Source organism: Liquorilactobacillus hordei DSM 19519, from assembly GCF_019443985.1.
Taxonomy (GTDB): Bacteria; Bacillota; Bacilli; order Lactobacillales; family Lactobacillaceae; genus Liquorilactobacillus; species Liquorilactobacillus hordei.
Genome location: NZ_CP049301.1, coordinates 57,970 through 70,963, shown reverse-complemented (window position 1 = coordinate 70,963; position 12,994 = coordinate 57,970). Strand labels below are relative to the sequence as shown.

The following is a 12,994-nucleotide window of genomic DNA, read 5'->3' as shown; positions in this document are numbered from 1 at the left end:
TTTATAAATTGGACATGTATTGAGATAGGAGAAAAATGGGAGCATACTATGACACATTAAAAGAATTGCAGACCAAAATTATATCAAAGGCTCTCTTGCCAATAAAAAAGTTTCAAGGAGTAATGTTTAAACCAGATAGCTACATGCGCACAGATGGTTTGCCAGTTGACAAAACCATAGCAAATTTAGAAAAGAATATTGTCGAGCAGTCTGATCCGAAGGAGAAAGCAAAATTAGAAGCATTATTAGAAAGAATTGAATCAGTATCAGATTTAACTGAAAATTTATATGATAGATTAAATGAGAATCCCAATACATTCTCCTATTGGTTTCCAGCATTATTAAAAAGTAACAGAAAATGTATCAGAGATGGGCATACCTTCTTTAAGATACCTGCAAGTAGCTGTATCACATTACCACTGCCATTATCACAATTTATGAGAATTGAATATCAGAATACAAATGATGAGTCACGTAAAAAATTCAATGAAATACTATTGGAAAAACTTAATCTTGATAAGAATAAACATTATTTTATCAAAAATGGAGTCTTTTCAGGAAAATTTGAATGGCGTAATTGTCATATTGTACCTTCAGAACAAAATCAGATTGGGGAGTATTTTCAGGTTGTAAACAATCATGCTATGTTGGTGGGAGCAGGTCGAACAAATGATATCGTGATACGAGAATACATTGATGATCCAGAACATAGACCAACTATCTATAATGGTATGCCTTTACGTACAGAATTCAGATGTTTTATTGATTGTGATACTAAAGACTTAATACAAACAGTACCATATTGGAATCCACTTGTAATGAAAAAGGTTTTACAATCACAGGGGCAGCAAAATAAAAGTATATACAAGTGGTATGAAACTTATAAATGGTTTGAAGAGGTACTAAATCAGGATTTCAATGCTAATATCGGTAGAATTAATAAGAATATTCAATATGTTATTAATGAACTCTCATTAAAAGGACGTTGGTCTTTAGATGTTATGAAGTCTGGAAATGACTTTTATCTCATCGACATGGCCGAAATGAAGTCTTCAGCTTTAACTGAATTAATTAATCCATCAAGGTTAAATGAATTAAAAATTAAATTAGAACAATAAACGTAAATAAAAAAGACCTGATTAAAGGTCTTTTTTATTATCTGCTTCTAGTTTATTTTTGATTTCTTTAAAGAGCTTTTTCTCTTCCTCTGACATATTCTTTCTTTCTTTTGATATATCTTTCTCACTTGACATATAAGTGTCGAGAACTTTGGTGAGATCTTCAAGTTTTTTCTTATTTTCTTCAGATATTTTTTCGAGAACACTTCTACGTAAATAATAATTTGTCTTGAGAGAATAGGCACTTATATTAATACCCCTTAATATCATAAGGATATAAGTCATGGGAATTTTATTATTTATATTCTCACTTATAATATATAGTAGTAAAACAATCGATACAATAAATAAAAAGATAGACAAAAATAACATAGTGTTCAATACTGAATCTTTTCCTAATTTATCAATAAAAGAATATATCATTTTACCTATAAGAGTAGTAATACCTAATGGACTTGCTAAAGAGAGAACTTTTCCTGCGTTTGAATTTTTGGGGTGAGAAATTGCTACGATCTCATTGATGAGCGGTTTTATAACTTTAACATTATAATCTTCGTCCCGTAGTTTATCTATAACAACTTTTTGATTGTATCTATCGATGTAACGAAGTAAATTCTGATTATTGTTATTTATAGAATATTTTTTTGATTTCCGTTGTTCCATGATAAATAGTGTAATAAATATAAAACTAATGATATAAACGATTGATTTACCAATATTATTGTTTGTTATGATTGGAGTGAATAATAATAATAAACACGTACAAATTACCACATTGTATATAGCTGTCTTTTGCTCCGACTTTAATTTTTTCTCATTGTACCAACGTGATCTTCCTAGAAAATTAGCTTTAATATATTCTATAAACTCACTTAAATTAACGCTCATCATCAATTTTTTCACTCCTTTAAATATGTCTTTCATACCCAATAAAGAAAGCCGTTCTTTCAACTTTGGCGAGTTTGCGAACGGCTTTCTTTATGTTTTTGTAGTTTTCTAACTTGGTCACCGTCTAAACGGTTTTGCGCGGAAAGCGTGTTCCCGCACGCATGTATTCCACAATGTAATAATAACCTATTTGTATAAATTTGTAAATAATTTTACTATCTTAATCTGAAGAGGTATCAAATTAAAATTTCAATACTAATATTTGGTGAGGGGTTAATAAAAATATTTATTGGAATTAATTTTAGAACAATTTGAAATTATAGTTCTTAACTATTTTAGTTTCAATCGTTTTTTTCTCTGTCATTTGTTCTTTTCGAATATTATCTAATTTAATATTTTTAAGAATATTTAATGCGTAAGCATAAATATAAGGTTCGTTCCTTTTCTTATTGAAGCTATGCACTATAAGAGAACTAATTAGTCCAATAATCCAAATTCCAATCGGTAGAATTTTGGGGTGAGTTAGAAATTGTGTAAATATTGAACTAAAACCAAAAAAAGATCCAACAGCAAAAATGTTCCTCATACTTGGTTTCATTTTATCGTTCATTTCAGTTAGGTCATTAATCAAGAAATCAATGCTTACATTATCTGTATATCCCATGGATTTTAGTTCCGTCTTTATTTTAGGTAAGAGGGGTTCTGAATATTTTTCAACAGTATCAATAGCAATCTTCCGCTCACGTTTATCGCAATCAATTTCTAGTAAAGCCGTACATATTCCAACTATGATCAATATCATACAGGCCACCATTCTAATTATTAGAGGTTCATTACGCAATGCAATAGCTGCAAACGGAATAACACAGTATAAAGTAATACATATCCTTGAAACTATTTTTCTTTTATTGTTGATAGCCGTTATTGTCTTAATATAATCCTCATGTTTTCCATCTTCTTTTTTTACTATTTCCAAAAATCTCAATACATCTTTATGATACATATACATCACAACCTTTTATTTATGTTTATAAATCGCATAAGAAATTAGTATTTTACTACTTTCGATAATATATCTTATGTAAACTAGAAAAATAAAAAGAACCTATTGATAACCTAAAATAGATTCCTTTGTAATTACCTATGCTGAGAAACGTATTCTAAGCATAGGTTTATAATTTACATGATAAATTATATGTTCTTGCGTTCCTCACCGCCATATACAGCACCATGAGACTGAGCAATGGTAGTAAACTGAGATAACCAATCTTTGATTCTTTGATATTCAAGTGTTCTTGTGTCAATAGGATGGTTTACAAGTTTTATAGACATTTCAGGAACAAGACGGACTTGACCATTTATATAGCAATTTATATTTAAAGTAGTTAGGTTACTGCTTTGCGTACCACGCCCCGCACCACCAACGATTGCTCCAGTTGTACCGAAGAGTAGTCCACCCACAAGGGCTTTTTTGAAACTACCGCCACCTTTGACAATATCCTCATATCTTTCATCTACCCTAAACAATAATGATGTGCAAGGAATAAAAGACCATTGATTTGCAGTTAGTCCACTTTTTGCTTGATCCATGAATACACCGCTATCCTCAGCATCATCATCATTAACATACAAGTGATATCTGCCATTTGACATTTTTTGGTATAACTCGACTCTCCTTTGTAAAAATGCTAACTTTTCTTCTAGACTTAATTCTGACATAATAGCTCCCCCAATTAATAAACATAATACAATTTTTATATTATTAATTATATTATCTTTGGTGTGAAAAAACAACAAAAAATATGACATTTCTATCATATTTTTTGCCTTATCTAATAGTATTTAATTTTTGTTCTATTAACTCCAATACCTTTTTTGCATCTTCAGGGTTTTCAACAAAATCATATTTATCGCCATCAATTTGAATTTTAGGACAAATATCGAAATCTTCATACCATTTATCATATCGCTTGTTTAATTCTTGGTAGTAGTTAAATAAGCTTGGATCAGTATCTAGTTGCTCAAATTCACGACCACGTTTATTAATCCGCTCAAGCATCTTATCGAATGATACTTTAATATGAATCAGCAAGTCGGGTGCAGTCTTGATATCTGATTTGCTTATACGTTCCAACATATTACTTAATAAATCATCATAGACCTCAACTTCTTTTTGATTAGCTCTTCCTAAGTCAGCATTTAAATGAAATAGCAAACTATCTTCATAAATTGAACGATCTAGAATGTTATTATCATCTGCTAATGCTTCCTTAATTGAGGCGAAACGCTTATTCAAAAAATATATTTGCAGCAAGAAAGCGTACTTTTCTGGATCTGAGTAGAATAGAGGTAGTACATCATTATCCTCAACACTCTCATATAATGCTTTTGTCCCCAATTTATTAGCTAACATTTCAGTTAGACTTGATTTTCCTGCACCAATAGTTCCACTTAATACAATCACGCTCATTTCAGCTCCCCTTTATTAATTTTTTCAAAAATAAAACACAATGCCCAGCCTTTGTCTTGCTGGTGTCATTGTGTGAGAATTTGCATATATTATCACCCCTTATTGTTGTATTTGTTGATTGAAGTATAGTAAAAACACGAGACAAAATTCGTATTTTTATTTTCCATAATCTTAGTATGGAATAAGAATGAGGGAAAAGTTGCATTTCCCTTCAATGGCTCGCCCATTTTCATCCTAATCTTTCTTAGATTCAATCTTTACCTTCTTACCATTCACATTAATTTGTGTAATATTTCCATTACGATCAGTAACATTAACTTGCGTATCATCTTTACCTTTTTTCAAATATTGTTTAATTAAGATATAAGCGATTGCCAAAAGAATAATAATAATCAATAACAAAAGTATTTTAGTTACAAAGAAAGCCATAATTTACACCTACTTTGTTTGATCAGTAATAACAGAACCATTACCCTGAGTAGTAACCCAGCCATGTTTCAATCTAGCTTGTGCTTCCATGTATTGAATAGTCTTATCAGTGACAGAATTGTTGATTTTTTCATTTGCCTGAGCTGTAGCATCTGCTCTTGTTAACTTAGCTTTAGCTGCGGCCTCGGCTTTAATTTGCTTAGATTTTGCTTCAAGTTCAGCTCTCTTATTATCTTGTCCAGCTTTGATTAAATCATCGATTGACTTTTGTGTCTGTGCGTCCACACTAGGCACACCGAATGACAAATCTTCAATGATAAAACCTTGTTTTTCAACTGATTTTTGGAATGTGGTTAGAATACCACCTTGAACTTTAGCAGAAGAAGAACCCATTACATCTAATAATGTGTATTCAGACATTGTATCTCGGCCAGCTTTTTGTAACTTTTGAGATAACCAACCTTTTTCAATACTTAGGATATCTGCTGATCCAAATTTCTTATAAACATTGACTGCCTTAGTAGCATCTACATGATAAGCGTATGAAATCTTTACAACAGTTTTCTTCCCATCTTTAGTTGCTAAACCTACTTCTTGATGAACTGTTTGTGTTCTGATTGGATATTGTGTAACATAATCGAGTCCTACAAAATGAACACCTTGTCCAAGAGCTTTATCTTTCACTCCTCCATTCATAGAATAACGAATACCCACATTCCCATTATCAATTCTTTCAGTAAACCTGATTAAACCGATAATTAATGCTACCAAGATAATAAGACCCGAAACCAAACCAAACATTGCTTTTTTCAAAAACTATTCCCCCTAATATATTTTTCCCATCAACGACACTATATGTCATTAATGAATACCTGGTAACAGAATCGAACTGCTGTTTTGGATTATTAGACCAATGTTTTGCCATTAAACTAACCAGGTACATGAGTTGTTGGAACTCACAAATGTTAGTACAAACTTACATTAATTACCAAAAAATACTCCATGAATTTTATTTTTGATAACAGTCATGATCGGATTTGAACCGATAACCTACTGATTAGAAGTCAGTTGCTCTATCCAATTGAGCTACACAACTATGTCAGCAGACAAACAAGAATAATTCTGCGACAAACACTATCATCATTGAATTTTGATATTACCATCTCACTCCGATAGTTATTTTTATTGTTAATACAGGGTAATCTGCTAACACTTGAAATAAAAGGAATAATGACTTTAAGCTTACAATTATTACTAAATTGGGTTTCTCCTATAAATAGGATCAGGGTCACTTGTTTTCATTAAATTACATATCAACTACTATTGACTATCCTTTTTCGTTAATACAACCAAATTGAATTTATTAAACAACATAAAATTTACTCTTCTTTTCACCAAGTACTTCTAATGAAATATTTTTTGGAACAACATGAACACACCAATCCGAATAAATGCAGTATTTACCAGAATAAAATTGTTTGAGATAATCTCTTATACGGGAATCTAATTTTACTTGCATTATGTTTATTTGGTTGCCAGGATATTCATCATTATAATCATCGGCAATCAAGTAGATCAGATGCTTATGTGACGGCATATCTTTTAAAAAATTATTAAATTCATATTCCACAACATCATCCATAACTATATTCCCTTCTTCCTCATGTTTATGCCGCCCCTTGGGATTCGAACCTAAGTTACTCTGCATGGTTTTGCAGAAATGTTTCCTATATTACCGTGTCCATGGTCTAACGGATAACTCATACAGTTATCGGATACGCGATTACTACATCAGTACGGCTTTGCGAGATATATTTTATATGCGGTAGTCTCGATTTACCTACAGCCAATTGCTGCCATACGGATTATTTCCGTCTACGCCACTGGACTTTGTAATATTGAGTGACTTTCAGCTCACTTGTGTCCTCAAAGTTTATATAAGGTACTTTTTTAATGCGAAGTACCAAACAGCAATGTGAATAGAAGGTAACGCTCCTCCCAACATACACTAGTAATATGCTCTTTCTGATATATTCACTGCCAATCGCCAGAAAAAGGTACGGAAATTTAACAAAACCAAGCGACCTTAAAGATTTAGTATTCTTTGTTTTCTTTAGACGATACAGCGACAAATACTCTCACTTCGTCTCCCAATTATGCAAGTGGTATGGATTCGCACCATACATAACCATTAACCCTTCTTACACATTTACTTGCTCTTTAATGGTCTATCTCTCTAAAGACAGGCTTGGAGCTTACTAGCGTCTACCTATTCCGCCACACTTGCACATTTATTCTCATAAAATGTTCGTTTGTGTAATTATAGAGTTCATGTTTGAGATGTTAATGAGATTAGCGGTATTTAAAATATTTAAGGTATCGCCATCAATCTCATTTTGTTTACTACTGTCATCAACAATGAGGTAAGCTATAATGGACACAACAACTACTACTATTATTATTGTTGTTGTAATACCAAGGCCACTACTTAAGAAATTCATCACTTTGTTCATACCATATCACCTTATTTCTTCTTAAGTTTTGGAACTACTCTCGGAACAGTATAAACATGTTCGCCAGATGAATCTTGAACTGTAATTTCAGCAGTCTTTCCATGAGAATTCACAGAAACTACTTTCATTTTATCTTTTGCTAGATATGATGCTCTTGTCATTTTTTTATCACCGCCTCGATGAATAAATAAACTATAACGATAAATATGATAGTAGCTGCTAATCCACTTATCCAAGGATGATCATTAAAGTTGAATCTACCTATGGTAAAAGTATTCCCTTTAAAGTAGGTGGATAACAACAATGTTAGTAATATCGTAAAGTATCCTGTAAAAATTCCATATATAAAGCGTATCTTAATCACCACCCGTTATAAAATATTAAAGATTGTTGGACAATCATCATGACCACTATGCCATCCATGCTTTTCCATTTTTGTATTTTCAATAGCTTCTTGAATTGTATCTGCTTCTTTATCAATCAAATACCCTTTATCATCCAGATCACTGTAGCCTAAACTAATTTTTCCCTCTGTAACAAAAACACTAAATTCAACTGTATCATCGAAATTTTGAAATGTATAAACTCCGTCTTCTAATGGGATTTCCTTTAAATCCCATTTATCTAAATTGAACCCCGATTCGATTAATTTATTCTTTACAAAATTTAAAACCTTTCTATCTACTTTTGTTAAGTTCACTATAAATTCCACCTCTAAGTTTAATTTTTATGTCATTATGTTTATTTTAATAAACAGATTGTACAGGAATCGAACCCGCGTTACAGTCTTTCTTAGAGACCATTGTTCTACCAATTGAACTAATCAGGCACTATCATTAATTCTATATTAGCTTGTTTTACGTGATTCGCCCCTCCATTTATACCCAAACGAGGTCTTTCGTCTATTTTTATTATTACTATCTGGAAAGGCTCTTTCTATATTGCTGGGATCAACATTCATATATCTAGCTGCTTCTGCAATTGATTCAAATTCCATTAGCACATCTTCGTTTTTCTTATCTAACATATAAACCTTACGTTTTCTAGAATACTTACCACCAATTAATCTCATCTTATTTTTGAATTTATCTTTTTTTAATTCTGTTTGATAATCTTGTGCAAAAGAAGATATACCAAGAGTTCTACACCATTGCTTTACAGTGTTTCCTGTTACGTTATATTTTCTACCTAATTCTTCAAAATTATAGTTTTCTAGAAGTAATAGTAATTTATGTTTATCAAGTTTATACTTATTTTCTATCCTTATCCGAGATTGTACATTAGAATATTTATCTTTATGCGAAACAAATTTATTATATCCATTTGGAATAAAACTATTATATTTTAACATATAGTAATTTTCTCTTTCATTAAGTTTATTTGTATCACATTCTTCTAATATTATAAAATCAAAATTGGATACTCCAACATTTATCATATCTTGATATAAGTTCAAATGATGTCTTGGGTCAGAAGGCTTATTCAATGTTCTGATATGTTCACTCCATCTGCTTTTAATATCTTTTGATTGTCCTATATAATACTTATTATTTAATAGGTTGACAATTGCATAAATACCTTGAGTCAAATTATCCCTTCTTTCACTGAAGTACGTCATTATGTTTACTTCTTAACAATTTTTAAAGAAGACTATTACTAATTAAAGTTATTACGATAACTTCTCGAATTCATATCATAAAGTGGCCTTGTCAATCTTTCCTGAATCACCCATAATTTATGTGTGTTTTCTTTGTTTTTGTCATCTCTATGTTCCTTCATGCTACCTCATGTATATTAGTATACATGCTTCTACTTTTTCTGTCAATATGTTTATTTAGAATTATTCATAAGTCCAGTGGTTACACTACCATCTTTCAAATAAACAGCATCACTGTTATTAATTTTGAAGTGATTCTGTATACCTGAAAGATAATCCCCAAAGCGACTATTATTAGTAATGATCTCTATTGCTTCTAGTTTTGCTTCTGAAGACAAGCCTTTAGATGCTAAAATACCATTAATAATTTCAATCTTTTCTTCTTTTTTCATAACTTCACCTCCTTCAATTTTTCTGAATCTCTCCTAAGTAATAATAGGTTTATGTGTTGATATATAAACTCCTCTAATAACACTAACATTCCTGTAGAGATGATTAGATGCGTGTCCATTAGCATAGGTAGTAAGAGGGAAACCATGAGTCCTTCTAAATAAACTTTTACCGTTTTTTGTATTACATAAGGAATCCATTATTCTTGTACATAGTTGAGGGAAACGGATTTTTTTATAGTCCTCATCTGGATATAGAATATCAATCAAGTCTATAAATGTGCTTACCATATCCATACCCAGGTCATTTATTTCATTGTCAATACAATAAATATATGTTTTTTTTCTGCAATGGTTAAATTCATAACTAAGTCTACTCCTTCCCAAATTCGACTTAATCATTTATTCGTTTGGCTGCAATGATCATTTTATTCATTAGCTCGAACTCTTCCCTATCAATAAAAGCAATTTGATCATACATTTCTAAACCTGTATACGAAATCGTCATTAGTAAAGATAATGAATCTCTAAATTGAACTGAATTCCCATTTCTATTAGCTATAAAAAAATAATCGTTACTTTTTTCACCTAATTCATTAAATTGTTCAATTAGAATATCTAAATCATCCATTATCTCGTTCCTCCATGAAACCTCATTTGTAAAATCTTAGTTTTATCATTTTAATAATTACTAAAATGAAATACCTTTTGACTTTTCATTTACCATTTTACGAAATTCCATCTTCTTCTTTTCTTTCTCTATCCTTAGTTTTTCTTCTTCTATAATTCTATCATTGTACATTTTGTTTGCTGCATTTACTGAAGATATTAGAGTGTCTCTATGATATTCAGCTACCTCATCCATAGTTGTTCCCTTTAGCCAAATTTCATCAAAAGATACTGATGCTATACTAGGTCTGTGCATAGTAGTAAAACTGGAAGGATTTCTCCAACAATATATGAAAAATTTATCCCAATCACGTGGGGGTTGAGTATTCAACTTAAACGGAATATCATATAGAGCCGAACCCCTGCTTCCATCCAATGTGGGTTGTGTAACTTTTTCTGTTACAATCCCTAGTATCTTCACATTAACAAGATTCAACTCCTGTTTACTTTTGACTTCTTTGATATCAACATTCATCAACTCGGCAATGGTTTCTCTAGGATCTTTTGTTATAACTTTCTTTTCTATTTTTAAGTCTAATATATTTTTTAGTAAATCACCAAAATGTTTATCATTAAATTGATCATTTAGAATTACACCATTAATACCCATTAAACAATTAGGAGTTTTGTCGTTAGCATATTCATCTTTATATATTGGTATTACTTTATGAGTTTTGTCTTTAATAACTTGCGCCAACATTCTGCCCTCATACCCGCTACCATTTTCTCTTTGATCAATGTGTGATTTGTATTTTTTTGTGCATATAGGTAAAAGTATATCGGAATTAGAAACAAGTAATTCCATGAATTGATTAATATCATCTCCAAGATTAAGTTTGTCATGATCGTAATTTACATATACTTTATTCTCTTTTAATTTATTTACCAATTCCTCTACCCATTCACGATGTTGATCGTCATCATATGAATAGAGAACTGCAACCGTTGGATTCTCGTTTGTTTTTTCCACGATAACTATTACCTCTTTCTTATGCCTTTACTGCTTTTTCTACTGCTTTAGTTAATAATTCAGAAAAATTCAAACCAGCTTCATTACCTTTTTCATTTAAATAATTTGGAATCATAACTGTTTTCTTAACTTTTTTCATATCATGTTCTTTCTTATATTTATCGACATCTACATCTATAAGATTAACAATAGCATCTTTAATCTTTGGTGTTTTAAATATTGATCTTGGCAGTGGTTCTTTACTATCTAATTTATCCATTAAAACTAGTCCTATATAGTCACGAGCGTTAGTAATTGCATCTGGAATATCTGTACCTTGTGTGTAGCCGTCAAGCGCAGGAATCTCAACAAAATATGGAACCGTATCATTATCATTTTTTGTGATAATTACTGGGTATATTCTAATATTTCCCATTATAAAAACTCCTTTCTATATATTTAAATCTATTACTTAAGGTTATTACGTTTAATAATAATTTTCGCTAAACGTTCATTAATATCTGGGTGTCTCGGAATCGTCTCTTTATCCTTACCATTTGTCCAGATATCATGATTCCCACCATTACGATATAGATACCAATTATTCTTCTGCAATTTTTTTATTAACTCTCGTCTTTTCACATTTTGTAACCTCCTTTGACTATCATTAGTATACGTATTATATACGTATATGTCAAATCAAAAGTTTAGTATAAAATACTACTTCGAAATCAACTTTTTCTGATAGATATCGCTACTTAGGTGAAATCTTCCAATATCATCTTCTGTAAAAGTTCTACTATATCTATTTGGGAACTTAGCTTCCAATCTCATAATTTCATCTTCTTCTGCAAGTCCAAGTATTGCTGGGTTTAAAACATCTTTATAATAATAAATGTCTTCAGTATGAGGTACTAATACACGATATTCTAATTGAATATACTCCTTCCCTTTATAATTATCTAATAGGATTACCGACTTGTTCGTAGGGGTTAAAGTATAACCAATTAATTTAATGCGTTCTTCAATAATTAGATTCAATAATGCATATAGGAAATGTGCATTGAATCTGTCTATTTCATCAATAAATATATTACTACCATCTGCAACTTCATGTTGAAATATTAAATCAGTTTTTGAGTTCAGAATCTTTATTCCATCTTTGCCTATTCTATTGTTTTGATACTTTCCTAACGCTTTACGAAACTCATTATTAAAAGAATTCAAAGCAATATTAGAATGTGTTAAAACAATAATCCCACCATGTGTTTTGCTATAATTAATTACTTTTCTAATTAAAGTTGATGTTTTACCACTTCCTCTATCTCCGATAATCATTTCTGTGTCCTGTAAAATATCGCCTAAAGTTACCATATTGTTCCTCCGTTATTTCATTATGTGTATTTGTATATACAAAAATAGTCATGGCTGTTCAGACCATGACAAGCAATGTTCAAGTGGTTTACTGATTTATCAGTAATACTTGATAACTAACTATATCATGTCCAAAATCTAATTACAATATGTTTATTTCTACCAGTCTTCTTCCCATTCTCCAAATTCATCTTGGTCATTATCAAAGCTAATTGCAACCTGCAATCCAATAATACTGTCTCTTAGATCATTACCACCAGAATATAATACCCTGTTTAGCGGTAATTTAGTAATTGAAACTCCATAATTAGAAATCTCCATTCGTTCTTCATAATACCCATTCTCATCTATACTATCTATTCTAAGATTCTCTCTTCTACACATTAATCTGGCCTCAAATAGATTACTAAAGATACCTAGTATGTCAGTACATTCATCGAATGTCCCATTATTATATTTTTCAATAACAATAAAAACATAATTTGATTGAGAAAGAGCTGCTTTCCTCTTTATCGTCTTCTTCATTTGTAGATATCAA

Annotated in this window: 19 protein-coding genes and 3 tRNA genes; 1 reads left to right on the top strand and 21 read right to left on the bottom strand. The window is 30.8% G+C overall.

Features of this window, described 5'->3' with window-relative positions:
* Window positions 1-35 precede the first annotated feature (35 nt).
* On the top strand, window positions 36-1,118 hold the full coding sequence (locus G6O70_RS00510) for a hypothetical protein (RefSeq protein ID WP_057868764.1): 1,083 nt from the start codon (window positions 36-38) through the stop codon (window positions 1,116-1,118).
* Window positions 1,119-1,139: 21 nt separating this feature from the next.
* Here the strand turns inward: G6O70_RS00510 and G6O70_RS00505 are convergent, their stop codons facing one another.
* The 21 genes from G6O70_RS00505 to G6O70_RS00410 form a co-directional block, all read right to left on the bottom strand.
* A complete protein-coding gene (locus G6O70_RS00505; protein ID WP_057868765.1) occupies window positions 1,140-2,009 on the bottom strand; it encodes a hypothetical protein in 870 nt (289 codons plus the stop codon).
* A gap of 298 nt (window positions 2,010-2,307) precedes the next feature.
* A complete protein-coding gene (locus G6O70_RS00500; RefSeq protein ID WP_057868766.1) occupies window positions 2,308-3,009 on the bottom strand; it encodes a hypothetical protein in 702 nt (233 codons plus the stop codon).
* Window positions 3,010-3,197: 188 nt separating this feature from the next.
* Window positions 3,198-3,725, bottom strand: coding sequence for a hypothetical protein (locus G6O70_RS00495; protein WP_057868767.1), 528 nt, complete (start codon window positions 3,723-3,725; stop codon window positions 3,198-3,200).
* A 109-nt stretch (window positions 3,726-3,834) separates the two neighbouring features.
* Window positions 3,835-4,476 (bottom strand): deoxynucleoside kinase, encoded by a 642-nt coding sequence (locus G6O70_RS00490; RefSeq protein ID WP_057868768.1) that lies wholly within the window; start codon window positions 4,474-4,476, stop codon window positions 3,835-3,837.
* Between the two features lie 234 nt (window positions 4,477-4,710).
* The gene (locus tag G6O70_RS00485; protein ID WP_057868769.1) at window positions 4,711-4,905 is read right to left on the bottom strand and encodes a hypothetical protein; all 195 of its coding nucleotides are present in this window, start codon (window positions 4,903-4,905) and stop codon (window positions 4,711-4,713) included.
* A gap of 9 nt (window positions 4,906-4,914) precedes the next feature.
* Entirely contained in the window at window positions 4,915-5,706 is a 792-nt protein-coding gene (locus G6O70_RS00480; RefSeq protein ID WP_057868840.1) for an SPFH domain-containing protein, read from the bottom strand.
* Window positions 5,707-5,774: 68 nt separating this feature from the next.
* Window positions 5,775-5,844, bottom strand: a tRNA-Ile gene (locus tag G6O70_RS00475).
* 83 nt (window positions 5,845-5,927) lie between these two features.
* Window positions 5,928-6,001: transfer RNA gene (locus G6O70_RS00470), tRNA-Arg, on the bottom strand.
* Window positions 6,002-6,268: 267 nt separating this feature from the next.
* The gene (locus G6O70_RS00465) at window positions 6,269-6,547 is read right to left on the bottom strand and encodes a hypothetical protein (protein ID WP_057868770.1); all 279 of its coding nucleotides are present in this window, start codon (window positions 6,545-6,547) and stop codon (window positions 6,269-6,271) included.
* 882 nt (window positions 6,548-7,429) lie between these two features.
* Window positions 7,430-7,579: a hypothetical protein gene (locus tag G6O70_RS00460; protein WP_157047931.1), complete on the bottom strand. Its 150-nt coding sequence runs from the start codon at window positions 7,577-7,579 to the stop codon at window positions 7,430-7,432.
* Window positions 7,580-7,788: 209 nt separating this feature from the next.
* The gene (locus tag G6O70_RS00455) at window positions 7,789-8,118 is read right to left on the bottom strand and encodes a hypothetical protein (RefSeq protein WP_057868772.1); all 330 of its coding nucleotides are present in this window, start codon (window positions 8,116-8,118) and stop codon (window positions 7,789-7,791) included.
* A 57-nt stretch (window positions 8,119-8,175) separates the two neighbouring features.
* Window positions 8,176-8,241: transfer RNA gene (locus G6O70_RS00450), tRNA-Leu, on the bottom strand.
* A 24-nt stretch (window positions 8,242-8,265) separates the two neighbouring features.
* Complete coding sequence (locus tag G6O70_RS00445) at window positions 8,266-9,006, bottom strand: GIY-YIG nuclease family protein (protein ID WP_162255351.1); 741 nt, start codon at window positions 9,004-9,006, stop codon at window positions 8,266-8,268.
* A 68-nt stretch (window positions 9,007-9,074) separates the two neighbouring features.
* Window positions 9,075-9,197: a hypothetical protein gene (locus G6O70_RS12055; RefSeq protein WP_258236125.1), complete on the bottom strand. Its 123-nt coding sequence runs from the start codon at window positions 9,195-9,197 to the stop codon at window positions 9,075-9,077.
* A 51-nt stretch (window positions 9,198-9,248) separates the two neighbouring features.
* Window positions 9,249-9,467 (bottom strand): hypothetical protein, encoded by a 219-nt coding sequence (locus G6O70_RS00440; protein ID WP_057868774.1) that lies wholly within the window; start codon window positions 9,465-9,467, stop codon window positions 9,249-9,251.
* Between the two features lie 391 nt (window positions 9,468-9,858).
* On the bottom strand, window positions 9,859-10,095 hold the full coding sequence (locus G6O70_RS00435) for a hypothetical protein (protein ID WP_057868775.1): 237 nt from the start codon (window positions 10,093-10,095) through the stop codon (window positions 9,859-9,861).
* A gap of 60 nt (window positions 10,096-10,155) precedes the next feature.
* A complete protein-coding gene (locus G6O70_RS00430) occupies window positions 10,156-11,103 on the bottom strand; it encodes a toll/interleukin-1 receptor domain-containing protein (protein ID WP_057868776.1) in 948 nt (315 codons plus the stop codon).
* Window positions 11,104-11,122: 19 nt separating this feature from the next.
* Window positions 11,123-11,518, bottom strand: coding sequence for a type II toxin-antitoxin system HicB family antitoxin (locus G6O70_RS00425; RefSeq protein ID WP_057868777.1), 396 nt, complete (start codon window positions 11,516-11,518; stop codon window positions 11,123-11,125).
* Window positions 11,519-11,550: 32 nt separating this feature from the next.
* Complete coding sequence (locus tag G6O70_RS00420; protein ID WP_057868778.1) at window positions 11,551-11,724, bottom strand: type II toxin-antitoxin system HicA family toxin; 174 nt, start codon at window positions 11,722-11,724, stop codon at window positions 11,551-11,553.
* A gap of 78 nt (window positions 11,725-11,802) precedes the next feature.
* Window positions 11,803-12,456, bottom strand: coding sequence for an ATP-binding protein (locus G6O70_RS00415; protein WP_057868779.1), 654 nt, complete (start codon window positions 12,454-12,456; stop codon window positions 11,803-11,805).
* Window positions 12,457-12,615: 159 nt separating this feature from the next.
* A complete protein-coding gene (locus G6O70_RS00410; RefSeq protein ID WP_057868780.1) occupies window positions 12,616-12,981 on the bottom strand; it encodes a hypothetical protein in 366 nt (121 codons plus the stop codon).
* Between the last annotated feature and the right edge of the window lie 13 nt (window positions 12,982-12,994).